The 22217-nt window shown below is 64.2% G+C and carries 21 protein-coding genes and 2 pseudogenes; 13 read left to right on the top strand and 10 right to left on the bottom strand.

Translation table 11 applies throughout. The features are described from left to right. The 5 genes from ACXJMY_RS01785 to ACXJMY_RS01765 all read right to left on the bottom strand — a co-directional run bounded on the left by ACXJMY_RS01785 (position 1) and on the right by ACXJMY_RS01765 (position 5329). Complete coding sequence (locus tag ACXJMY_RS01785) at positions 1-204, bottom strand: DUF1656 domain-containing protein (RefSeq protein ID WP_456617600.1); 204 nt, start codon at positions 202-204, stop codon at positions 1-3. After that, positions 201-2099 (bottom strand): FUSC family protein, encoded by a 1899-nt coding sequence (locus tag ACXJMY_RS01780; RefSeq protein ID WP_456617599.1) that lies wholly within the window; start codon positions 2097-2099, stop codon positions 201-203. The genes ACXJMY_RS01785 and ACXJMY_RS01780 overlap by 4 nt, the downstream gene beginning before the upstream one ends. Before the next feature lie 167 nt (positions 2100-2266). Then, positions 2267-2647 carry a response regulator transcription factor gene (locus ACXJMY_RS01775; protein ID WP_456617598.1) on the bottom strand — a complete coding sequence of 127 codons (381 nt, stop codon included), beginning with the start codon at positions 2645-2647 and terminating at the stop codon, positions 2267-2269. A 103-nt stretch (positions 2648-2750) separates the two neighbouring features. Then, a complete protein-coding gene (locus ACXJMY_RS01770; protein WP_456617597.1) occupies positions 2751-3422 on the bottom strand; it encodes a response regulator transcription factor in 672 nt (223 codons plus the stop codon). Continuing rightward, entirely contained in the window at positions 3419-5329 is a 1911-nt protein-coding gene (locus tag ACXJMY_RS01765) for an ATP-binding protein (protein WP_456617596.1), read from the bottom strand. Before ACXJMY_RS01765 ends, ACXJMY_RS01770 begins: the two co-directional genes overlap by 4 nt. A 453-nt stretch (positions 5330-5782) precedes the next feature. On the opposite strand from ACXJMY_RS01765, the gene ACXJMY_RS01760 reads away from it, so the two are divergent. The 4 genes from ACXJMY_RS01760 (at position 5783) to ACXJMY_RS01745 (ending at position 9486) form a co-directional block, all read left to right on the top strand. Next, positions 5783-6637, top strand: coding sequence for a helix-turn-helix domain-containing protein (locus tag ACXJMY_RS01760; protein WP_456617595.1), 855 nt, complete (start codon positions 5783-5785; stop codon positions 6635-6637). After that, positions 6634-6840 carry a hypothetical protein gene (locus ACXJMY_RS01755; protein WP_456617594.1) on the top strand — a complete coding sequence of 69 codons (207 nt, stop codon included), beginning with the start codon at positions 6634-6636 and terminating at the stop codon, positions 6838-6840. Before ACXJMY_RS01760 ends, ACXJMY_RS01755 begins: the two co-directional genes overlap by 4 nt. 153 nt (positions 6841-6993) lie before the next feature. Then, a complete protein-coding gene (locus ACXJMY_RS01750) occupies positions 6994-7644 on the top strand; it encodes a response regulator (RefSeq protein ID WP_456617593.1) in 651 nt (216 codons plus the stop codon). Positions 7645-7701: 57 nt separating this feature from the next. Further along, positions 7702-9486, top strand: coding sequence for an ATP-binding protein (locus ACXJMY_RS01745; protein WP_456617592.1), 1785 nt, complete (start codon positions 7702-7704; stop codon positions 9484-9486). Here the strand turns inward: ACXJMY_RS01745 and ACXJMY_RS01740 are convergent. Then, positions 9483-9977, bottom strand: coding sequence for a hypothetical protein (locus ACXJMY_RS01740; protein ID WP_456617591.1), 495 nt, complete (start codon positions 9975-9977; stop codon positions 9483-9485). The genes ACXJMY_RS01745 and ACXJMY_RS01740 overlap by 4 nt on opposite strands. 144 nt (positions 9978-10121) lie before the next feature. On the opposite strand from ACXJMY_RS01740, the gene ACXJMY_RS01735 reads away from it, so the two are divergent. The 9 genes and pseudogenes from ACXJMY_RS01735 to ACXJMY_RS01695 form a co-directional block, all read left to right on the top strand. Then, positions 10122-10853 (top strand): sulfite exporter TauE/SafE family protein, encoded by a 732-nt coding sequence (locus ACXJMY_RS01735; RefSeq protein ID WP_456617590.1) that lies wholly within the window; start codon positions 10122-10124, stop codon positions 10851-10853. A 158-nt stretch (positions 10854-11011) separates the two neighbouring features. Continuing rightward, the gene (locus tag ACXJMY_RS01730; protein WP_456617589.1) at positions 11012-11959 is read left to right on the top strand and encodes a PDR/VanB family oxidoreductase; all 948 of its coding nucleotides are present in this window, start codon (positions 11012-11014) and stop codon (positions 11957-11959) included. Positions 11960-11977: 18 nt separating this feature from the next. Then, positions 11978-13318: a Rieske 2Fe-2S domain-containing protein gene (locus tag ACXJMY_RS01725; RefSeq protein WP_456617588.1), complete on the top strand. Its 1341-nt coding sequence runs from the start codon at positions 11978-11980 to the stop codon at positions 13316-13318. After that, on the top strand, positions 13315-13791 hold the full coding sequence (locus ACXJMY_RS01720; protein ID WP_456617587.1) for an aromatic-ring-hydroxylating dioxygenase subunit beta: 477 nt from the start codon (positions 13315-13317) through the stop codon (positions 13789-13791). The genes ACXJMY_RS01725 and ACXJMY_RS01720 overlap by 4 nt, the downstream gene beginning before the upstream one ends. After that, entirely contained in the window at positions 13757-15415 is a 1659-nt protein-coding gene (locus ACXJMY_RS01715) for an ATP-dependent acyl-CoA ligase (RefSeq protein WP_456617586.1), read from the top strand. Before ACXJMY_RS01720 ends, ACXJMY_RS01715 begins: the two co-directional genes overlap by 35 nt. Before the next feature lie 26 nt (positions 15416-15441). Next, positions 15442-16170, top strand: a complete 729-nt coding sequence (locus ACXJMY_RS01710) for an SDR family NAD(P)-dependent oxidoreductase (RefSeq protein ID WP_456617585.1) — start codon at positions 15442-15444, stop codon at positions 16168-16170. Between the two features lie 124 nt (positions 16171-16294). Further along, positions 16295-16497 (top strand): annotated as a pseudogene (locus tag ACXJMY_RS01705) (IS5/IS1182 family transposase); the annotation flags it as partial. Between the two features lie 80 nt (positions 16498-16577). After that, positions 16578-17111 (top strand): methyltransferase family protein, encoded by a 534-nt coding sequence (locus tag ACXJMY_RS01700; RefSeq protein WP_456617584.1) that lies wholly within the window; start codon positions 16578-16580, stop codon positions 17109-17111. Between the two features lie 124 nt (positions 17112-17235). After that, positions 17236-17346, top strand: a pseudogene (locus tag ACXJMY_RS01695) (IS5/IS1182 family transposase); the annotation flags it as partial. Here ACXJMY_RS01695 and ACXJMY_RS01690 read toward each other — a convergent pair. The 4 genes from ACXJMY_RS01690 to ACXJMY_RS01675 form a co-directional block, all read right to left on the bottom strand. Then, complete coding sequence (locus ACXJMY_RS01690) at positions 17343-17825, bottom strand: MarR family winged helix-turn-helix transcriptional regulator (protein WP_456617583.1); 483 nt, start codon at positions 17823-17825, stop codon at positions 17343-17345. The pseudogene ACXJMY_RS01695 and the gene ACXJMY_RS01690 sit on opposite strands and share 4 nt — an antisense overlap. Before the next feature lie 14 nt (positions 17826-17839). Next, positions 17840-18334 carry a MarR family winged helix-turn-helix transcriptional regulator gene (locus tag ACXJMY_RS01685; protein ID WP_456617582.1) on the bottom strand — a complete coding sequence of 165 codons (495 nt, stop codon included), beginning with the start codon at positions 18332-18334 and terminating at the stop codon, positions 17840-17842. A 151-nt stretch (positions 18335-18485) separates the two neighbouring features. Next, positions 18486-20051, bottom strand: coding sequence for an indolepyruvate oxidoreductase subunit beta family protein (locus ACXJMY_RS01680; RefSeq protein WP_456617581.1), 1566 nt, complete (start codon positions 20049-20051; stop codon positions 18486-18488). Next, positions 20048-22207: a thiamine pyrophosphate-dependent enzyme gene (locus ACXJMY_RS01675; RefSeq protein WP_456617580.1), complete on the bottom strand. Its 2160-nt coding sequence runs from the start codon at positions 22205-22207 to the stop codon at positions 20048-20050. Before ACXJMY_RS01675 ends, ACXJMY_RS01680 begins: the two co-directional genes overlap by 4 nt. Positions 22208-22217 lie beyond the last annotated feature (10 nt).

The raw sequence follows: 22217 nt of genomic DNA, 5'->3' as shown, positions 1-22217 counted from the left end.
CTAGAAAAACAATGCCAGCAGGCCGAAGATCACCACATAGAGGCTGAGCTCGGCCAGTGACGGGCTACTGAAAAATCTCGCAAATCCGACCAGGCGCAGCACAGGGCGAAGCATCAGGAACGCGACCAGCGCGATTGCGGCATAAGAAACGATGGGAGCAATGAGCACGCCGCCGAAGACGAGCTCCCGATACGTGTTCGTCATGACCGCTTCCCTTGGCTGGGGCCGGTGAGAGTCTGCGGCGCTGCGAACGCAACGCTTGCCGGCACGAGCGCGGCAATGGCCGCATGGGCAGGCAGGCCGCTTTGAGCGGCCGCTTGGCGCAGCGCCTCGGCAGCCGCGAGGATCGCTGCTCCGCTCCGCAGCGCAAGGGCCGTTTCCGCGGCGCGCGCCGCGCCGGCAAGCGGTCCTGCCGTCAGCCGGCTCAATTCCGCGCGGCATCGCCGCAGGCTCGCCGCCCGGTCGAAATAGTGCATCGCTTCGGCGACGGTCTGATCGTCAATCGGGGAGGCGCCCCTGGCCGTCACGATCTGCTCGATCCGCGCGGCGTCGCGAAACCCGGCTTCCTCGGGTGCGAGATGCCGGGTTCGTGCGCTGTCCGGTTGGTTCAGTTCGCGCCTTGCCTCGTCCAGCAGCAGCCCGATCCGCTGCTCGCCCGACAGCGGAGGAAGCAGAAGCTGCGCCGCGAAGACCAGGACCGAAGATAGACAAACAAAGAGGCACGTCACCAGAAACACATTTGGATCGTAGCTCTGCGGGTTGGTCGGCGCGAGGATGATGAGTGTGAACACCAGCGTGAGGCGACCCAGTGGCGACAGCACGCGGCCTGGCAGCGAGATCAGCAGCGCAAGGCCGATGACGACGGGTGCAAGACCGATCGCCAGCAGTTGAAACTCGGATACGCCGTTGAAGACGAGGTATTTCAGGATGCCGGCCAGCACGCACGCGATCGGTGTCGCCATCAACGCCGTCATGGTGAGACTGCGCGGCTCGGGGGACGTCGCGCCGAGGCCGGCAATGACCGCGACCAGCGAGAGGCAGAGCTCGGTGGCGGGCCAGCCCGCCAGCATGAAGAAGACCGCGACCAGCGCGAAACAGATCGCTGCCCGCGCGCCGCTTCCGGCCGCGATGCGGCGCGAGCGATACAGGGGCGCACGCCATGCGTGGGAAGGGTAGGTTCCTTCGTGCAGCGCATTGAGGCTGCTGCGCACGTCTGCGGTCTTGCGGCTGATCTCGCTCCGGAGGTGAGTCCGGCAGATCGTCGTCAGGACCGATCTGCCGTGGTGCGGATCGTCCCTGGCCGCGACGGCGGCGACGGACAGCGCCGCGAGCATGCGGGCGAGAGACAATGCGCTGACGAGATCGACGAGCGCCGAACGCGCGGCCGCGGTTCTCGCCGGGCCGCTGCTCGACTCCGTCGTAAGGCTGGCGATCTCCGGATGCAGCGCCGCGATATCGTGCAAAAGTCCCGCCGCGATCGGTGTGGATGAAGCTTCATCGCGATCGGCGCCTTGCGCGAAGTCCATGACGCGGCGGTGCAACGCCTCGAAGCGGCTTGCCAGAACCGGATGGTAGTCCGGCGCGGCCAGCACCTCGTTGACCAGTGCCACCGCAAGGACGCCGATGGTGATGGCGGCGCCCCGCGCGACGCCGGTCGGGAATACCTGCAGCGGACTGTCGATCTGCTCGATGGCAATCAGGGCGACGGTGATGCAGCAGAGGGCTGCCGCATAGGCGCGATTGCCGTCGAGCATCCCGGCAGCGTAGACGCAGAGGCCGATCCAGATGCCGAACACCGCGAGCAGGAGACCGCCAGTTTGGGAAAACATGCCGGCGATCGCGATCGATGCCGCCACGCCGATGGCGGTTGCAACGAGCCGGTAGCCGGCCTTTTCCATGCCTTGACCGCGCGTGGGCAGTGCCAGGACCGCCACGGTGAGGGCCGACGACGAGGGAGAATCTAGCTCGAGCCAGAAGCTGACATAGAGCGCGAGAAGCGTCGCAAGCCACACCCGCAGCGCAAAGGCCCAGGAGCTCGCCGGAAAGCCGGCGAAGACCAACGGGCGCGCCTCGGCGGCAGCATTGGCATTGACTTGCATCGCGCAAGATCCCCCTCGGCAGAGCGGATCGCGCTGCCAATGTCGTGATACGCGCGCAAGTATGAGATTTGCCGGGCTCGCCGGTATTTCCGGTCCACCAACCTGGTTGCGGGAATGCACGTCGGGTTGAGGGACAGGGGCCGTCGTCCGTCCGGCCGGGGACTGGACTATTGCGGCGCGTGGCCTGCCAGCGCCTCTTCGAGGCTGCGGATGATCTCGTCGCCGCTGGAGGGCTTGCCGAGAAAGCAATGCGCGCCTGCCGCCATCACGCGCTGGCGCATGGCTTCGCTTGGAAACGCCGTCATGAAGATGATCGGGAAGCGGCGGCCGGAGGCGATCAGCTGCGCCTGCAGTTCATCGCCGGTTAAGACCGGCATCTGAATGTCGGCGATCATGCAGGCTGGATCGTCTTCCGACGGTTCCCGCAGGAACTGAACGCCGGACTCGTAGGCGTGGGCCTCATAGCCGAGCGAACGCACCAGGCTCGCAAGCGACGCGCGGACGCCTTCGTCGTCGTCCACGATCGCAATCACCGGGGTCTTGGCCATTGGCACACATTCCTGACCGCGGTGTTCAGCAAGGAGGAAATCTCCCCGCATACGTGGTCAATGGCACCTTATGCACCGTGCGGCAGTCCCGCCGGAATTATACTCAGGTTTGGTCCGTAGTCTTTCTGGTCTGGGAAATCCCGAGCGCCTCGGCTTTGCGAACGAGGTCGGCCAGCGACCGGACCCCCATCTTGCGCATGACGCTCCCGCGGTGGATCTTGACCGTGATCTCGCTGAGGCCGATCAGGCCTGCGACCTGCTTGTTCATTAGGCCGGCGGTCACATGGCCCATCACCTCGCGCTCGCGCGCCGTCAGGGTCTCATACTGGGCGCGGATATCCTCCTTCGTCGCGGCTTCCGCGCGGCGCTGGCTATCGCGCTCGAGCGCCGCGGTCACGGCATCGAGCATGTCCTGGTCGCGAAACGGCTTGGACAGGAAATCCACGGCGCCTGCCTTCATGGCGCGCACCGACATCGGAATGTCCCCATGGCCGGTCATGAAGATGATTGGATATCGGATGCCCTGCCGGGTCAGTTGACCCTGCAGATCGAGCCCGCTCACGCCCGGAAGCCGGACGTCCAGCACGATGCAGGCGGGGCCGTCGGGCAGCGTGCTGCCGAGCAGCTCGGCCGGCGAGCCGAACAGGCGCGTCTCGAGGCCAACGGATCGGAACAGGCTGTCGAGCGAGGTGCGGATGCCCGCGTCGTCATCGACGATGATGACGACTGAACCCGAGGACTGGGCCGGTGGATGCGCTTGGTCTGGTCGTGTCATGGCGAGGCGTGTTCTTGGTTGGATGGCAGTGTCAGGCGGAATGTCGCCCCCGCGCCGGGAATACTCTCTGCCGTCAACTGGCCGCCGTGAGCTTTCACCGTCGTTCGGCAGATCGCAAGTCCCATGCCCATCCCGCCATGCTTCGTCGTGAAGAAGGGATCGAACAGGCGAGGGAGGTCGTAAGGCGGAATGCCGGGGCCGCTGTCCTGCACCGTGATGGCGAGGTTCTCGCCGTCGACGGCGGCGGCGCGCAGCGTGATGGTGCGGGAACCGGGCTGGTCCGACATGGCCTGGCCGGCATTGATCAGCAGATTGACGAGAACCTGCTGAAGCTGGACCCGATCGCCCCTGATCGGCGGCAAACCTTGTTCCGTCTCGATGGTCAGGACAACGTCGTCTTTTGCGAGTTCCCGCGTCACCAGGAGGGCCGCTTCCTCGATGATCTCGGTGATCTCCAGCACGTCCTGCTGGGCAGGCGTCTTTTTCAGGAAGGCCCGGATGCGAGTCACGATCTCGCTGGCCCGGCGGCCCTCGGCGACGACGTGAGTGATCGTGGCCGCGACTTCGTCCAGATCCGGCACATCGCGCCGCAGCCACCGCAAGCCGGCCTGGCCGCTGGTGACGATCGCCGCCAGCGGCTGATTGACCTCATGGGCAATGGACGCGGTGAGCTCGCCGAAGGTGGCGACGCGCGTGGCATGGGCGAGCTCCGCCTGCGCCGCGAGCAGCGCGTCCTGTGCCTGCCTGCGCTCGGTGATATCGACGACAAAGGCGAGGACGTTGCGATCTCCGTCGGAATCCGCCGGAAAGGTGATCGTAAACAGCACGGGAATCTTGCGCCCGTCGAGTCCGACGAACTCGCTCTCTCCTTCGTAGAATGGCTCTCCGTCGGCGAATGCCACCAATGCATTGACGAAACTCCGGTCGTTCCCGACCAGAAGCCTGTCCAGGTTGGCGATGAAGGCTGACAAGTCGGTCGCCCCCGCCATCTTCTGCAGGGCCGGATTGACGTCGGTGATTCTGGCGAGCCGGCGGGCCTGCCGGACGAAATCCGGGCTTCGCGCGAGATAGTCGCGCAGACCGGCCCCGCCGGTATCCAGCGCTTTCAGTGCGGTTCTGAGGTCGCTCCAGTCCTGCTCGACGACGCCGATCCGGCTTGCGTCGAACATCCGGCGGTATCGCTGCTCGCTCTGCACCAGCGCGCCGTGCGCCGCCACGCGGTCCGTGACGTCGGTGTGCGTTTCCAGCACCCCGACGGCCTTGCCGAGATAGTCGTGCTGGAGGGCCCATCGGGCATCGACGCTGAGCATGACGCCGGCCTTCGTCCGCTGCTCCACTCTGCCTTCCCATCGGCCGGTGTCGAGCAGGGCTGCCTCGATGATCTCCCGCCGCTCCGGATATCTGGTTTGCAGAAGCTCGTCGGCGAGTCGGCCGAGGGCGGCGTCGGCTGACCAGCCGTAGGTGTGTTCCGCGGTCTTGTTCCAGAAGGTGATCACGCCGGCGCGATCCCTGACAAAAATCATGTCATGCGACAGGTTGAGCAGGCGGGCCTGCGCCGCCAGGCGGTTCGTCGCCGCGTGATTTTGGAGCGCAAGCAGGGTGGTGATCGTGATGGCCGCGAGACTCACCAGCGCACGAAGGGCAGGTGAGGCGATGGACTCCAGGTCGTGCGACAGCAAATAGGCCGTCATCGTCAGGATGACGCAGCCCGCGGCGGCGGCGATGATGTCATTGCGCCGGTTCGTCCTCGCCGCGAGCAGGATCACCACGACGTAGAGAACCGCAACGGCGCCCTCGAGCGGCGTCAACACATCGACAAGGAAAACCGCTAAGGCGAGGACGGCAGACCAGAACCGCAATCCGGCGCGGCTCATGGAGGAACCCGTGGGCCGGTCAGGAATCGTCATCGTCGCTGGCTGTCGTTCGTCTCATCGCAGTCGCGTTGATGCCGGGATTTTGTCGTGCCGACAACATCCCGCGGCATATTTTTCGTGCTCTCTTGGAAGACGTCCCGCAATCGCGAAATCTGGCCAGCGTGCCGACGAGGACGTCTCTGAAGGAAAACGAGGGATTTCCGCGGCGTTGCCGATCGACGGTACGCGCGGCAAGCGCGTCAACTTACCGCAGCCGCCTCAATCCGGCGCCGGATCGCTCGTCCACCGGTGCCGGTGAGGCATCCGGCCGGCGGTCGCAGGCCATGCCGCGATCATACTCAAGTATGACCCGGTCAACCTGACAACCTATCGATGCACCCGCGCGTAGAATGGAGCGCTTGGGCCGGCGAATTACTCTGCTCCCATGACATTCGGACAAGCCAGCCTGGCCTTTCCGAGTCGAAAACAGGACAAAGAGGTTCGACGATGGCGCAGCAGATCTCACACCCGCTCCCCGCAAATGATCGTGTCATCGGTTCGATCGACATACCGGGAGTTGACGGCCGGCGCATCGCGTTCTCGACAGGTCGCGATCGCTCCGGCGAGGAGGAGATGACGCTCTCCCTGGTCCATCTGGATGTTGCCCTGGCCGTCGAGGCGGATGCGCCGGATATGCGGGGATCCGCCGCGGGCGAGGCCGGCTTCAGGGTTTTCGCGAAACGTCTAGCGCGTGAATCGGCGACGACCGACCGGGCGTCCGGTGCCGTGGAATTCACCGACCCGGTGATGCTGCGCCTGTCCGATGCGCTTGCGGCTACCGAAGCCACGCAACACCCCCATTCCGAGATTCTGGCCGACGCGCTGCGTCTGGCCATTCTGACCCGCAAGGCCAGCCGACAGACCACCGCCGGACGAAGCCAGGCCGACCCGGCTGACGGCGACCGTGAAGGGCAGAGCTGCCGAGCCGTGCGGTCGCTGCAGAAGTGGCGCCTCAAGCGCGTCCTGCAATATGTCGACGACAATCTGGCTGCGAAGATCACGTTGCAGCATCTGGCCGCCGTTGCCGGCCTGAGCCGGATGCACTTTGCCGCGCAGTTCCGGGCGGCGGTCGGCATGCGGCCGCATGAATATCTGCTGAAGCGGCGCATCGAGCGGGCTCAGGAGTTGCTCAGGCAAGCCGACGTCACGCTCGTCGATGTCGCCTTGACCGTCGGATTCCAGACCCAGGCGCATTTCACGACGGTGTTCAAGCGGTTCGCCCGCGATACGCCCTATCAATGGCGGAGTGCCTGTCTCGCGCAATCGATGCCGATGCCGTGCGTTGGAGCGGGGCCGTCATGAGCGGCGTCGGCATTCAGGCCCTGCTGCCGCTGTTCGGCATTCACGCGGCATTGACGCATCATGAGATCATGGCACTGGTCGAGATGGCCCGTGCCCTCGGCAACGCCTATCGTCTGGCAGCTTCAGAACCGGGGTCAAGCGTCCTCTATGGCCGCTTCACCCTCAACTTCTGCAGGGCCATCGTCGCTTGCGTCGCGCACTAGGCGCGCGACACGGCGAGGTTGCATTCGGACGATCACCGCAAAATGACCAGGGCGATCCCATCCGGCAAACGGAATTGTGATCCACATCCTTGATTGGAGTTGGTTGATACCCTAATACCGTTAGCGATGGCGAGCCATGCAGGTGTGGGACCGGTGAGGACGATCATTGCTGACGATCACGCCGTCGTTCGGGAAGGCCTGAAGCAGCTTCTGTCGACCGTGGACGGGCTTACGGTCAGCGGACAGGCGGGGGACGGTGAAGCCGTTCACCGGCTGCTGAACGAAAGCCCCGCCGATCTTCTCATCCTCGATCTCGGCATGCCCGGCGTGAGCGGGTTTCAGTTCATCGCCAACCTGAAAACCGAATGGCCGGCGCTGCGCGTTCTTGTCCTCACCGCCAATGTTGAGCCGCGTTCCGTGCGGGCCGCTTTTTCCGCGGGCGCGAATGGCTATTTGACCAAGAGCGGCGATCCATCCGAACTCATCGCTGCCATCGATGCCATCAAAAGAGGCAATGCCTATGTGGCGGAGGAGGTTCGCTTTGCGGTGGACCAGCATGACGGCCCGAACGAACCCCCCGAGCCCTCGGCTGCGATCATATCTCCGGTCACGCTGACAAGACGTGAGCGGCAGATCCTGGGCATGATCCCTCACGGCGCCACCAGCCGCGACATCGCCAATCGTCTCGGCATCAGCCCGCTCACCGCCCGGAAACATCGCGAAAATCTCATGCGGAAGCTCGATCTGCACAGTGGTGCGGAATTGACCGCCTACGCGATCCGTCTCGGCCTTCCATCGGGTTAGCGCAACGGCAACTCGCAAACGAAGCCGCCGCAGCGACCGGCGCGCGGAGAGGTTTCGATGCAGGACGGTTCGATGCGGGAAGACAAGATACGCGAAGCGCTCGTCGAGCTCTTGTATCGCAATTCTTATGGGGTGGTGGCCTCCAACGTCCTCATCTCCCTGGCGGCGGCATACGTCCTGAGGAGCACCGTACCGGCGAGCTGGTTGGTCGGATGGCTCGGTGCGCTGTATCTGCTCACCGCCATACGCGTCCTGGCGGCGCGCCGGTTCTTCAGCCGGAATCGAGAGCCAGCGTCTGTGTTGCGATGGGCGTGGCTCGCGGCCGCGTTTTCCTGCGTGTCGGGACTGCTGTGGGGAATGCTCGGCTGGGTCGGGTTCGTTCCCGAACAGCCCGTTGCTTTTTTATTCACCATTGTTGCCTTGACCGGTCTGGTCTGCGGCACAGTTCCGTCGCTCTCGGCCTTTCCGCCGGCTCTGGTCGGCTCGATCATCGCAACGGTGCTGCCGGTCATGGTGCGCGCCTTTATCAATGGAGGTGATACCGCCGGCGCATATCTCGCCCTGCTTACGGGACTTGTGACGATCAACCTCTATTATTGCCGCACAACGCACCGCATGCTGCGTGAGACCATCAGGTTGCGCCTGGAAAATGTCGAGCTGGTCGGCCACCTCGAGGAAGAACGCGACCGCGCGCAGGCCGCCGACCGTGCGAAAACGCGTTTCCTTGCGGCCGCCAGTCACGACCTGCGCCAGCCGATCCATGCCTTGAGCCTGCTGATCGCCACGCTCGCGGCGCTGGGCCATCGCGGCGCTGTCCAATCCGGCGATGCACGCGATCTGGCCGGCAAGGCGAAATCCATCGTCGGCAACCTCAGCGCCCTTCTGAACGGACTGCTCGACATCTCCCGGCTTGATGCCGGCGTCGTCACTGTTGCGAGGGAGACGGTGAATCTCTCCCAACTGTTCGACCAGCTCAGCAACGAGTTCGTTTCAGCGGCGAAAGATCGTGGCCTTGATTGGCGCGTTGTTGAAAGCCGCCTCCAGGTGGACAGCGATCCCATGATGCTGAAACGGGTGTTGGGCAATCTGCTGTCGAACGCCTTTCGGTACACGAGATCGGGCGGCGTTCTGCTCGGCTGCCGCAGGCGCGGCACGTCGGTGGAAATCCAGGTATGGGATACCGGCCCGGGCATCCCCGCAGATCAGCAAGCCATGATCTTCGAGGAATTCGTGCAATTGCAGAACCCGGCGAGGGATCGCACGCAAGGCCTTGGCCTCGGCCTCGCCATCGTTCGCCGCACCGTCGCGCTGCTGCAACACCCGCTGAAGCTGGCCTCCGTCCCCGGGCGCGGCTCGATGTTTTCCGTCACGGTCCCGATAGCCAGTGCGGTTGAAACTCCCTTGCCCGATAACAGGGCATCGCCGCCAGGCACCGCCGTCAGCATCATGGTCGTGGAAGACGAGGAAGATGTTCTCGATGTCATGGTGCAACTGCTCACGCTGCAGGGCCATCGGATCTATGCCGGACGATCTGCCGCCGAGGTGCAACAGGTTCACGCGGAGGCGATCGCGGCCGGCGATGCACCGGTCGATCTGATCCTCGCCGACTACCGCCTCGGAGATGGTGTTACGGGCCTGGAGGCGATCGAGGCCCTTTGCGCTCATATCGGCCGCTCGGTGCCCGCCATTATCGTCACCGGCGATACCTCGCCGTCGCGCATCCGGGAAGCCACCGCCGGCGGTCATCGCATTCTGCACAAGCCGGTCACCGGCGAGGAATTGCACGAAGCGATCGTTGCCGCCTGCGTCGGCGGCAAGGAAGCGATCGATAGTGATGGCTAGAATGATGCGTGGCTGCCCCGAGATTGGCGATCGTCCCGCCACGGCTGCGATTGTGTCTCGGCGCTGATCTCCAACGCCGCCATCTGCTGGGCGGGTCCTTCGACATTGGCCTGCTTGCCGGCGACGAAATACGACATCTGCCGTATCGCTCGTGAATCGACCCGGCGATATCTTTCACCCCGCCTGGACGCACTTGGACAGCAGCCGATCTTGAATTCGGCGGTTGGGAGCAGGGGCGTGCCGTCAACGAGGGCTATCGAGACGCGCGGCTTCGCCGGCAAGGGCGTCGCGCGATACCAGTGGTGAGCGTCGGTGAAGCATTTGTGAGCATTCAGTCGAATTTCGAACGCCTGCGAGAAAGCAATTTGGATATGGCAATTACCGCTAGCTCCCACGCCCGGCGACCATCGCCGCCTCTCAAGGCATGGACCATCGCTGTGCTCGCTGGCTTCGGCATTTTGCACCTCATCGGAGCATACATGCTGCATCACGCGCCCAGTATCCGCCCGATCGAAACGGCAGTCGCGGCGATCCACGGCGACTAGATCGGCTGGTGGCTGAGGCTCGCGTGAATTCGGGCCACCCCACGCCGTCCTATGATTGACGACGATCACCGTTCTTGAGGAAACGATGCCATGTCGGACATAGCGGCTTATCTGGTGCTGAGTGCGGCGGTTTTCGCCGGTGCGTTCGTCTCGGGCCTTTCCGGGTTTGCGTTCTCCGCCGTCGCCGGCGCCATTCTGTTACACGTTTTTCCGCCCATGGAAGCTGTGCCATTGATGATGGCTTGCAGCATCACCGTGCAGGCGGCCAATCTGTTCGCGCTACGCAAGAGCATGCAATGGAAAACCAGCCTCGTCTTCATCGCCGGCGGGCTATTGGGCATCCCGATCGCGATTTATCTCCTGCAGAATGCGGATACCGGGATCTTCAGACTTGGTTTTGGAATTCTCGTATCCCTTTACGCGGCCTATGCCTTGTTCCGGCCGGCGCCTGCCGATTTGCGTGAGATGGCCAGCCGGAGCAGGAACGCGCTGGTCGGATTTGGTGGGGGACTGGTCGGCGGATTGACAGCGATGCCCGGCGCACTTCCTGCGATCTGGTGCGACATCCATGGTTTCCCGAAAGTTCAGCAGCGCGGCCTGGTTCAGCCCTACATAGGTGTCATGCAGCTCTTCGCCCTCGCGCTGATGCTGTCGCACCACAGCCTGTCGCTAAAGGTCTTGATCGACTTTGGCATTTCTCTGCCCGCGTTGGCTGCCGGAACGGCCGGAGGTATCGTCCTGTTCGGACGGATCAACGAAGCAGCCTTCAAACGAATTATCCTGGGCCTGCTGCTGTTTTCGGGACTTTGCCTTGTGATCTAGCAGGGCCGTGGTTTCGGGCGGATCATCATTTGAAAGTCTGAAGCTGGGGGCCTGCGTCTGCGCGGGGGCGCAGTGCTGAGCGGCCGTTCGCCGCCGGTTGACAAGGGATTATTATATGTCTAAATATATGCAGATTCATATAATATCGAGATGCCTGAATGGACGCGCATCCGCTCAAGCTCAAGGTGAGATCGTGTACCGCGGAGACGCCGTTCGTACGGAGCCTTGTGCTTGATGTGGAGGGTGCCGTGCCGCGATGGCAGGCCGGCGCACATATCCGCGTCGCGCTCCCGAGCGGCGGAGACCGGCCGTATTCGTTGATGGCCCTGCCGGATCTCCCGGAGGGCGCACTGGCGCTCGGGGTGCTGCGCGAGCAGGCGTCGACCGGCGGCTCGCAGTTCATGCACGCGCTGAAGACCGGCGACGTCGTCAGGGCAAGCGCGCCGGTCAATCATTTTCACCTGCATGAGGGCTCCGCGCCGGCAATCCTGTTGGCCGGCGGCATCGGTGTCACCCCGATCCTGTCGATGGCGGCCGCGCTGCAATCCCGCGGAAATCCCTATCGCCTGCACTATGCGGGGCGCGCGCAAGGAGTGCTGGCGTTCCTGCCGCAATTGCAGGCGATCTGCCCGAAAAGCCTGTCCGTCCATTACGATAGCGACGACTCGCGCCTCGATCTCGCGGCGGCGCTCGGCGATGTGACGGCGGACACCCACATCTATGTCTGCGGTCCCGCCGGCATGATCGATGCGGTGAAAGCGGCGGCACTTGCCCAGGGTATTGCCGCGGACCGCATCCACTACGAGCTCTTCAACGCGGAGCGGCCGGGCTCGCCCGACAAGCCGTTCGAGGTCGAACTCAAATCGAGCGGGCAGGTCGTCACCGTTGCAGCCGGTCAGAGCATCATCCAGGCGCTGGAGGCCGCGGGGCTCGACGTGCTCTACGACTGCCAGCGCGGCGATTGCGGCATCTGCCAGTGCGGCGTGATCTCGGGCACGCCCGACCATCGCGACGTCATTCTCAGCGACGACGAGAAGGCGTCGAACAAGGTCATGCAGATCTGCGTGTCGCGCGCGAAGTCGGAACGGCTGGTGTTGGATCTCTAACGGGAGGCAAGGGGCGCCATGGCGAAATACGGAAACAATGCGCCGGCGATCGCGGCGCTGGTGCGCGAAGCCGAGGTGCATCGCGACGTCTATGTCGATCCCGAGATCTTCGAGCTCGAGATGGAGCACCTGTTCCCGAACAGCTGGATCTATGTCGGGCATGCGAGCCAGCTTGCGAAACCCGGCGATTTCATCACCGCCAATATCGGCCGGCAGCCGGTGCTGGCGAGCCGCCATACCGACGGCTCCATCCACGTCTTCTACAACCGCTGCCCGCACAAGGGCGTGAAGATCGCCTCGGAACCCTGCGGCAATGCCGGCAAGTTCTTCCGCTGTCCCTATCACGCCTGGTCGTTCAAGACCGACGGCTCGCTGCTCGCGATTCCCCTGAAGAAGGGCTACGAGGGCACCGGCTTCGGCGACACCCAGGCGAATGGCGGGCTGTCGAAAATCAGGAACGTCGTGATCCATCGCGATTTCATCTTCGCGCGGCTCTCGGACGACGGCGTGTCCTTCGAGGACTATTTTGGCGAGAGCCTGTCGACGATCGACAACATGGTCGACCGTTCGCCGGAGGGGAAGCTTGCCGTCGTCGCGACGCCGATCCGCTACATGCACACCTGCAATTGGAAGATGCTGGTCGAGAACCAGACCGACACCTGCCATCCGATGGTGGCGCATGAGAGCTCGGCCGGCACCGCGGTCAAGGTCTGGAAGCGCGAGCAGGGCGAGTCCACGGAAACACCGATGGCGGTGCAGCTCTACGGTCCCTTCATGAGCCCGTACGAGTTCTACGAGCAGAGCGGCATCAGGATCTGGCCGAACGGCCATGGCCACACCGGCGTGGCCAACTCGATCCATTCGAACTACTCGGACATCGACGGCTATGTCGACCAGATGGTCGCGGCCTATGGCGAGACGCGGGCGCACGAAATCCTCGGCGAGGTCAGGCACAACACGGTCTATTTCCCGAACATCATGGTCAAGGGCGCCGTCCAGATCCTGCGCAACTTCATCCCCATCGCGGTCGACAAGACGCTGGTCGAAAGCTGGGTGTATCGTCTGGTCGGCGCACCGGACAAGCTCTACGAGCGCGCCCTGATGTACAACCGCTTCATCAACGCGCCGACCTCGATCGTCGGGCACGACGATCTCGAAATGTACGAACGGGCCCAGGAGGGCCTCAAGTCCAACGGCAATCAATGGGTCAATCTCCGCCGGCTCTATGAGAGCAACGAGGAGCAGGACGTCACCGCCGTCATCAACGGCACGTCGGAGCGGCAGATGCGGAACCAGTTTCATGCCTGGGCCAAGTTCATGACCATGGACATGGACAAGCGCGTCGAGGCCGCGGAATGATCACCGAGAAGACGATCACCGACGTCATCTATCGCGAGGCCGATCTGCTCGACACGATGCAGTGGCAGGCGTGGCTCGATCTGTTTCACCCCGAAGGGCGCTACTGGATGCCGCTGGAATGGCAGCAGCAGGATCCGGTGCTCCAGCCCTCATTGATGTACGAGGATTTGCTGCTGCTGAAGGTGCGGGTCGAACGACTGTCGGGCGAGCGCACCTTCAGCCAGAAGCCGAAGAGCCGCTGCCATCATCTGCTCCAGGCGCCGCAGATCGTCGCCTGCGACAATGCCGCCGGCGTGTTCAAGGCGCGCACGTCCTATATGTACACGGAGACGCGCGGCGATATGCTGGAGCGCTATTCGGGATGGGCGTCGCACGATTTCGTCGAGGTCGGCGACACCCTGAAGATCAAGCTCAAGCGGGTCGATCTCGTCAATTTCGATGCGCCGTTCGGCAACATCCAGCTTTTCATGTGAGATCGTCTTGACCGCTGCGACCACAGTCTACGCACGTTTTCGCGACACCGCGCTGCGCCGGGGCGAGGCGGCCTTTCTCAACGTCTTGAGGGAGACCGCCGACATCTACGGCATCACGGCCGGCGAAATATCCTACCGCGCCATGCTGGACCGGGTGGAGCGCTGGCGGACGGCATTTGCGAGCCGGGGCTATGGCGAGGGCCACAGGGTCGGACTTCTGCTCCAGAACCGGCCTGTATTCGTCGAATTGTGGTTCGCGCTCAACGCGCTCGGCGTCTCCGTCGTGCCGATCAATCCGGATCTGCGGATGAGCGAGCTCGAATACATCATCGCGCATTCCGAGATGAACGCGGCGTTCGTGCTCAGTGAGCGGCGCGCCGAGGTCGAGACCGCGGCCCGCCAGGCGGGGCGCGCGATTGCGGTCGTGACCGACAGCGGCGACGTTCCCGCTCCCTTCGGCGGCGCGCAAGGAGCGACCGCGGCTGATGGCTCGACCGAATGCGCGCTGCTCTATACGTCGGGGACGACCGGACAGCCCAAGGGCTGCGTGCTCACCAACGAATACTTCCTGCATTCCGGCAACTGGTATCGCGACGTCGGCGGGCTGATCGATCTCAGGCCCGATGGCGAGCGCATGATCACGCCGCTGCCGCTGTTCCACATGAACGCGATGGCGGTGTCGCTGATGGCGATGCTGTCGGTCGGCGGCAGCCTGACCATGCTCGATCGTTTCCATCCGCGCAGCTGGTGGCAGTCGGTGCGGAACAGCCGCGCCACCTGCCTGCATTATCTCGGCGTGATGCCGTCGATGCTGATGGGGGCGCCGGCATCGGACGAGGACAAGGCCCACACCGTGCGGTTTGGATTTGGCGCCGGCGTCGACAAGCTGCTGCACGCGCCGTTCGAGCAACGTTTCGGCTTTCCGCTGATCGAGGCCTGGGCGATGACGGAGACGGGCAGCGGCGGCGTCATCGCCGCCAATGTCGAGCCGCGCAAGATCGGCTCCTCCTGCTTCGGCCGCCCGGCCTCCGAGGTCGATATCCGGATCGTCGACGAGACCGGCAACGATGCGCCCGCGGGAGCGCCCGGCGAGCTGCTGGTGCGGCGCGCGGGTGCGGACCCGCGCTACGGCTTCTTCCGGGAATATTTGAAGAACCCGCAAGCCACCGCCGAGGCGTGGGACGGCGGCTGGCTCCATACCGGCGATATCGTGTCGCGCGATGCCGAGGGCGACCTCCATTTCGTCGATCGCAAGAAGAACGTGATCCGCCGCTCCGGCGAGAACATCGCCGCGGTCGAGGTCGAGTCCGTCCTCAACCGCCATCCCGCGATCCGGCAGGCCGCGGTCGCGGCGACGCCCGATCAGCTGCGCGGCGACGAGGTCGCGGCGGTCATCATCGCGGAGCGGGCAGGGGCGGATCGCGCGCTCGCCGAGGACATCGTGCGCTGGAGCCTGGAGCAGATGGCCTATTACAAGGCGCCGGGCTGGATCTGCTTCGTCGACAGCCTGCCGCTGACCGCAACCGAGAAGATCCAGCGCGGCGGGCTGAAGGATTTTGTCGCCAAGCTGATGTCTGATGGCGCGTTCTTCGATCTGCGCGACCTCAAGCGGCGGCAGGTCTGACGTATGCCAAGCGGGGGAGACCAATCATGAGCCAGATCCGTACCACCCTCATCACCGGCGGCAATTCCGGGATCGGCGAAGCCTTGGCGAAGAGGCTGGTCGACAAGGGACAGCGCGTGGTCTCGGTGGGACTGGAGACGCCGGACTGGACCCACGATCTGCTCGCCGCCTATCGCGCTGATCTGACCTCCATTGAGGAGACACGCGCCATCGCGCAGGAGATCTGCCGGGATCATGCCATCGACTGCCTCGTGCACAATGCGGGCGTCATCCTGCCGAACCTGCTGCCCGATGCGAGGCCCGAAGACATCCTGGCGCTTTCGCAACTGCACCTCGGCGCACCGATGCTGCTGACCCAGGCCGCCCTCGAAGGCATGATTTCGCGCCGTTTCGGCCGCATCGTGTTCGTCAGCTCGCGTGCGGCGATGGGCGCCGTGACCCGCTCGGCCTATTCCGCCACCAAGGCGGGCGTGCACGGCATGGCGCGGACCTGGGCGCTGGAGCTCGCGTCAGGCGGCATCACGGTGAACGTCGTCGCGCCGGGCCCGATTCTGACGGACAATTTCTGGGGTGTCGTCCCAAAGGGTTCGGAGCGGCAGGAGAGAATGGCGCGCAACGTTCCGGTCGGCCGGCTCGGTGCGCGCGAGGACGTGGCGCACGCGGTCGAATTTTTCCTCGACGAGCGCTCAGACTTCGTGACCGGGCAGGTGCTCTATGTCTGCGGCGGCACCAGCCTCGTCGGCCTCGGTCCGTGACAGCCGAGCATGATCCGGCAAAGTGCGAAGCGGTTTTCCGAAAAGATCATGCTCGAACAAGCAGGACTAGGGATAAGATCCAATTAGCCACATTGAGATTCAACGGGTTGGTCTCTGCAAGGACGGCATCAAACCGGTGATCCCAGGCCGGTCAAATCGGAAGAAACGCATAGTCACGACAAGCAAGCCTATAAGGATCGCAATGTCATCGAGCGCTGCTACTGCAGGCTCAAGCACTTCAGGCGCATCGCAACGCGCTACGACAAACTCGCTCGGAACTACTTCTCAGCCCTGTGCCGCGTTGCCGCCGTGGCATTCTGGCTTTAGTCGTGCGCGGTTTCCGCTTTTGGGATAACATGGCGGCCGGCACCCGGATGACGACGGGAATCCATGAAGGGGAGGTCGGAATGACCTCGCAGCGAGTGTCGGGAACCGCCGTGCAACGAACCATTGCCGTGCTGGGCTCGGCGGTTTTCTTCGTGGTCGCCCCGTGTACGCTGGCGGGGCTGGTTCCATGGTCGATCACGGGTTGGCAACTCCGGCCGCCGTTCCTTGGTCTGGAGCTGACGCGCGGCATCGGCGCGATCATGATTCTCGCAGGCGTGCCTGGGCTCGTTGACGCATTTGCGCGTTTCGCGCTGCAGGGTCTCGGCACCCCCGCGCCCATCGCGCCGACCCGGAATCTCGTGGTGACCGGTCTCTACCGTTATGTGCGTAATCCAATATACGTCGCGGTCGTTGCCATCATCCTGGGTCAAGCGGTGCTGATGGGCGATTGGCGCCTCATCGTCTACGGCGCGCTGCTCTGGCTCTTCTTCCACGTCTTCGTCGTGGCGTACGAAGAACCCACGCTCGAGCGGACGTTTGGGAGCGAGTACGAGGCGTTCCGCGCCGCCGTCCCGCGCTGGATACCGCGGATGACCCCATGGCGGTCGAAATGATCGGTGGCCCGCGGTTGTGCGAGCCGCTGCTCGCGACCGGTCTCGGACGCTTCGCCGGCGCCGCGAGCAGGCACGCTAACGGCCCTCGGAAAAGAACATCTCCCCATTGGCGAAGCGGTTGGGTTTCAGGCGCATCGCAACGCGCTACGACAAACTCGCTCGGAACTACTTCTCAGCCCTGTGCCTCGTTGCCGCCGTGGCATTCTGGCTTCAATCAATTGAGTCTGGACCCTAGATCTGGTTCAGCCGGATATTCTCGACCATCTTGGCGAGCACGCGCGCACAGACCTCGATGTCGTCAGGCTCGATGCCTGCGATCAGCCGGTCGTAGTTGGTCGCCATGACCGGCCAGATCTTGCGCAGCAGCGCTTCGCCGTCCGGCGTCAAGGCCACGACCCTGCGGCGCTGGTCCTCCTCGGCAATCTCGCGCTTGACCAAGCCCGATGACACCATGGAATCGACCATGCGGCTCGCGGTCGATTGCTCGGTGACGGCGAGAACCGCGATCTCGTTGACGGTGAGCGTCTTGTAGATGAACAGGACCGACAGCGTCCGGAACACGACGTTGTTGACGCCGTGCTCGCTCAGGTCGCGGTTCTGGTCGAGGTTCCAGCGATTGGCCAGGCGATTGAACAGATAGGGGATGTAGTTCTGCAGCTGGTCCTTGGTCCTCGGCGGACCCGACTTCCATCTGCTCTTGGATTCTTTGGCCATTATCTCTTGCGACTTTATCTCTTGCGACTTTGCTTCTTGCTCTCGGTGCGAAGTTTCGAGGAGAGCGACCGCAACACGGAAAGCGCGGTGTCGAGCTCCTGGGTCGGGATGTTCTCGAGCCGCTTGCCGAGATGCCTCTTGTGGACGTCGGCGGCCTTCGCGAACAGGGCTTCGCCCTTGGGCGTGAGCCGCACGATGAACGAGCGCCGGTCCTCGCTCGACATTTCCTTGCTGATGAGGTCGTCGGCCAGCAGGCGCTGGACCAGTCCCGAGACGTTGCCGCCGGACACCTTCAGATTCTGCGACAATTGCCCCAGCGCAAGTCCGTCCCTGTAGCGGTCAAGCTGAGCCAGCACGTCGAATTTTGCGAGCGACAGGCCGAACTCGGAGTTCAGCATCGAATTCAGCGACGCGAAGAGCTCGCCATGCAGGGACAGCAATTGCAGCCAAAGCCGGGTTTCGACCTGCCCGGGGACGGGAACAATGTTCTCTTTGAGTGCTGCCGGCATTGCATGACCATCGAGTACAGAGTGTCTCGTCGAGTGGGGGATTATCGCGGGTCTGTCGCTCCGATTAGCAACCTCAGAATCGTAGTCAAGCCGCCCGATCCTGACGTCCTTCGCTCCGGACGGCAATCGAATTGAGCCTCGCCCGATCGCATCACGCGAAGCTCTTGATGGTCTGGATCACGCCGTCGAGCTCCTTGCCGGCGCTGTCCTTCAGCGCCGCTTCCCGCAGGCGGCGCGCCCAGTCGGCGGCGTCGTCGCGCCGCTCGACCAGCTTGATCGCGTCCAGGGTCTTGTCGAATTTCGACAGTCCTCGGCTGTGGGTATCGGAATAGCCCTTTACCAGACGGCGGCATTGCAGGATTTCGACACCCAGCTGGTAGTTGGTGCCGACCGCGTCGGTCGCGGCCCGGAGCCATTGGTCCCGGTGAGCCATCTCGACGGCGTGACGCAGGGAACGGCGGCGCAGGCCGCGCAGTCCAGCGACGGTATAGAGTGCCAGGAACCAGGGCAGTGAATAGGTCCGCACCCGGCGTCCCTTGTTGACGCGGCGGTCCAGCCAGCCGAGAAGGCGCGGCTTCGCGCCCAGCCAGCGGCCGAGGCCCACCGGCAGCATGCCCATCACCTCCTCCATGCGGGGGTGCATGAATTCCGTGGTCTGGAGCAGCTGGCCTTGCGACATCTCGAGCTCGCTCTCGATGCGCGCGCGGCGTCCGGCCCGCGTCTTGAGGTCGGCCACGCGGATGACGTCGTCGTAGGTCATCGCGTTGGCGAGGTATTTTGCCGCGGCCTGGGTGAAGGCATAGCCTCTGTCGACGCCGCCTGAACTCCGGTCGGCAGTGTGCAGCGACTTGAGGATGTCGAGATATTCGGCGCCATAGGCGACGTCCTGGAAGTCGACCACCTTCTTCAGGCCGGCGCGGCCCATGGCCAGCGCGGGCTCGGGCAGCTCCTGCGTCAATCTTGCGACAAGCCCGGCGAGTTGCGGATCCGGCGTCGCGCGAGAGGGGCCGTCGTTGGCCGGCTTCGATGGCGCAGGCGCCGCGACCTCGGAAGCCCCGCGCTTGACCCGGTCAAAGGCCGCTTCAAAGGTCTGAATGCTGGCCCTGGCACCTTTCTCGCCGGCGCGGATGACGTCGAGATAGCTGTCGCGGTCGAACGGCAGCACGGCGGCGGCCGCGAGCGCGCCGAACATCGCCGCCGAGATGACGCTGCCGTGCTCGATCGCCAGCGCGTTCAGGTCGAAGATGATCTCGGTCTTCGCGGCAATCCCGATGGCGCCGGTGACGGCGCCCCCGTCGGCGATGCCGTTGCCCGGCGCGATCTTCTCGCCGATCGCAAGCGAGCGGTGGTTGGAGGCGATCAGCGTGGTGCGATCCGGCGTCACCAGGCCGCGCAGGATGGATCGGCCGGCCTCCATGAATTCCGCCGCCATCACCACGTCGACGTCGCCGGGCGTCGGCATCAACGACAGGATCGGCTTGCGGCCGTCCAGCGGCGGCATGGCCTCGATGTAGTAGATCGTGGCGCCGGTCCGCTGCGCGACACCGGGCACCGAGGTCGATTGCGCGACCCAGCCATGGTTCTCGGCGAGCTGGACGATCCAGTCGGTCAAAACGCCGCCGCCTTGGCCGCCCATCGCGACGATCGCCATCGAGATCGGCCGCTCGGTTGCTTCACCCGCGGCGGGGAGGGCCAGCCGTACCGTCTCGTCTCTCATGCCAGCGCCTCGAGCGCAGGTCTGCGGCGATCGCGCCGGCGTTGCAGCCAGCTGATCACGGCCATGGCGACCTTCGATTTGAACCTGTCCCAGCGGGTCGGATTATGGATGACATCGGCGCGATAGAACGAGGGGCACAGCACGGCGGCTTCGGCGACCTCGCCGCAATTGCCGCATCCGACGCAGGAATTGTCGATGGCCGCGACCGGATCGTCCCGCAGGGGATCGTCGAGTTGCTTCACCGAGAGCGAGGGACAGCCGGAGAGCCGGATGCAGGCGTGATCGCCCGTGCAGACGTCCTCGTCGACGCCGAAGCGTTCCTTGACGGTGCGCAACCCGTCCTTGATCGCCTTGTTGATCAGCGGCTTCACGCGGCGCTGCTTGTTCAGCATGCATTCGGAGGAGGCGACGATGACCTTGGGGCCTTCGTCCTTGGTCGTCAGCGCTTCCTTCAGCGTGTCGCGCATCTTGCCGACGTCGTAGGTCCGGTCGATCTGGCGGACCCATTGGCCGCCGATGCCCTTCACGGCCTGCACGATCGAATTGTTGGTATTGCGCCGCTTGTTGGTCGCGCGCGACGACAGGATGTCCTGACCGCCGGTCGCCGAGGTGTAGTAATTGTCGACGATCAGGAAGACGCCGTCATGCTTGTTGAAGACGGCATTGCCGATGCCGCTGGTCAGCCCGTTGTGCCAGAAGCCGCCGTCGCCCATCACTGCGATCGAGCGCTTGTCGGCCTTGACGTTGAAGGCCGAGGTCGAGGCCGGGCCGAGGCCGAAGCCCATGGTGGTCGCGCCGATATTGAAGGGCGGCAGGATCGAGAACAGATGGCAGCCGATGTCGGCCGAGACATGGTGCTGGCCGAGCTCTTCCTCGACCAGCTTCATCGCGGCGAAGATCGGCCGCTCCGGGCAGCCGGTGCAGAGCCCGGGCGGGCGCGCCGGCACGACCTGCTTCAGCTTCTCGACGGCGGGATGATTGAGCACGGGCGCGGCGTCCGGCGCCGGCGGCCGGTTGCCGAGCAGCCGCGGCTCGGTCTTCTCGAGGAATTCCCGGATACCGCCGAGCAGGACCTGCGCGGTGTAATCGCCGCCCATCGGCAGCACGTCCTTGCCGTGAATGCGCGCATTGATGTCCTTGCGCCGCAGCACGGTGTTGATCGCCTGCTCCAGATATTCCGGCTGGCCTTCCTCGACGATGAGGATCGCCTCCTTGTCGAGGCAGAATTCCGCGACCTCGGTGTCGATCACGGGATAGGTGACGTTCATGACGTAGAGCGGGACCTGGGTGTTGCCATAGGCATCCGACAGGCCGAGATATTGCAGCGCGCGGATGACGTTGTTGTACATCCCGCCCTGCATGATGATGCCGACCTTGCCCTGCTTCGGCCCCATCCACTCGTTCAGCCTGTGGTCACGGATGAAGCCGATCGCCGCGGGCATTCGCGTCTTGATCTTCTCCTGCTCGTGCTCATAGGCCGCCGGCGGCAGCACGATGCGGCCGACGTCGCGCTTGGGATTGTTGAGTGCGTCCTTGATGGTGTGCGCCGGCTTGACGTTGTCCTTGCAGGCAAAGCTTCCATGCATGTGGCAGGCGCGAACCCGGACCTCGAGCATGACCGGGGTGTTGGAGAATTCCGAGAGCTCAAAACCCTTCTCGATCAGATTGACGATGCACTCGTGATCGGGGCGCGGGTCGAGCAGCCACATCTGCGATTTCATCGCGAAGGCGTGGGTGCGCTCCTGCATGATGGAGGAGCCCTCGCCATAGTCCTCGCCGACGATGATCATCGTGCCGCCGGTGACGCCGCCGGAGGCGAGATTGGCGAGCGCATCCGAGGCGACATTGGTGCCGACGGTCGACTTCCAGGCAACCGCGCCGCGCAGGGGATACATCACCGAGGCCGACAGCATCGCCGCCGCCGCCGCCTCGTTGGCGGAGCTCTGGAACACGACGCCGAGATCGTCGAGCACGTCCTTGGCGTCGGCGAGCACGTCCATCAGATGCGAGATCGGTGAGCCCTGATAGCCGCCGACATAGGCGACGCCCGATTGCAGCAGGGCCTTGGTGATGGCGAGGATGCCTTCGCCGCGGAAAGTGTCGCCGTCGCCGAGCCGGAGATCCTCGACTTCGCGAGCAAAAGACCGTTCAGCCATTGCAGCCTCC

This window comes from Bradyrhizobium sp. P5_C12, from assembly GCF_054049735.1.
This window is presented reverse-complemented; position numbering and strand designations above follow the sequence as displayed.

Excerpts from the sequence above, each read along its gene's own strand:
- ACXJMY_RS01785 (WP_456617600.1), bottom strand. The coding sequence starts at position 204 with ATGACGAACACGTATCGGGAGCTCGTCTTCGGCGGCGTGCTCATTGCT.
- ACXJMY_RS01780 (WP_456617599.1), bottom strand. The coding sequence starts at position 2,099 with ATGCAAGTCAATGCCAATGCTGCCGCCGAGGCGCGCCCGTTGGTCTTC.
- ACXJMY_RS01775 (WP_456617598.1), bottom strand. The coding sequence starts at position 2,647 with ATGGCCAAGACCCCGGTGATTGCGATCGTGGACGACGACGAAGGCGTC.
- ACXJMY_RS01770 (WP_456617597.1), bottom strand. The coding sequence starts at position 3,422 with ATGACACGACCAGACCAAGCGCATCCACCGGCCCAGTCCTCGGGTTCA.
- ACXJMY_RS01765 (WP_456617596.1), bottom strand. The coding sequence starts at position 5,329 with ATGACGATTCCTGACCGGCCCACGGGTTCCTCCATGAGCCGCGCCGGA.
- ACXJMY_RS01760 (WP_456617595.1), top strand. The coding sequence starts at position 5,783 with ATGGCGCAGCAGATCTCACACCCGCTCCCCGCAAATGATCGTGTCATC.
- ACXJMY_RS01755 (WP_456617594.1), top strand. The coding sequence starts at position 6,634 with ATGAGCGGCGTCGGCATTCAGGCCCTGCTGCCGCTGTTCGGCATTCAC.
- ACXJMY_RS01745 (WP_456617592.1), top strand. The coding sequence starts at position 7,702 with ATGCAGGACGGTTCGATGCGGGAAGACAAGATACGCGAAGCGCTCGTC.
- ACXJMY_RS01735 (WP_456617590.1), top strand. The coding sequence starts at position 10,122 with ATGTCGGACATAGCGGCTTATCTGGTGCTGAGTGCGGCGGTTTTCGCC.
- ACXJMY_RS01730 (WP_456617589.1), top strand. The coding sequence starts at position 11,012 with ATGGACGCGCATCCGCTCAAGCTCAAGGTGAGATCGTGTACCGCGGAG.
- ACXJMY_RS01725 (WP_456617588.1), top strand. The coding sequence starts at position 11,978 with ATGGCGAAATACGGAAACAATGCGCCGGCGATCGCGGCGCTGGTGCGC.
- ACXJMY_RS01720 (WP_456617587.1), top strand. The coding sequence starts at position 13,315 with ATGATCACCGAGAAGACGATCACCGACGTCATCTATCGCGAGGCCGAT.
- ACXJMY_RS01715 (WP_456617586.1), top strand. The coding sequence starts at position 13,757 with ATGCGCCGTTCGGCAACATCCAGCTTTTCATGTGAGATCGTCTTGACC.
- ACXJMY_RS01710 (WP_456617585.1), top strand. The coding sequence starts at position 15,442 with ATGAGCCAGATCCGTACCACCCTCATCACCGGCGGCAATTCCGGGATC.
- ACXJMY_RS01700 (WP_456617584.1), top strand. The coding sequence starts at position 16,578 with ATGACCTCGCAGCGAGTGTCGGGAACCGCCGTGCAACGAACCATTGCC.
- ACXJMY_RS01690 (WP_456617583.1), bottom strand. The coding sequence starts at position 17,825 with ATGGCCAAAGAATCCAAGAGCAGATGGAAGTCGGGTCCGCCGAGGACC.
- ACXJMY_RS01685 (WP_456617582.1), bottom strand. The coding sequence starts at position 18,334 with ATGCCGGCAGCACTCAAAGAGAACATTGTTCCCGTCCCCGGGCAGGTC.
- ACXJMY_RS01680 (WP_456617581.1), bottom strand. The coding sequence starts at position 20,051 with ATGAGAGACGAGACGGTACGGCTGGCCCTCCCCGCCGCGGGTGAAGCA.
- ACXJMY_RS01675 (WP_456617580.1), bottom strand. The coding sequence starts at position 22,207 with ATGGCTGAACGGTCTTTTGCTCGCGAAGTCGAGGATCTCCGGCTCGGC.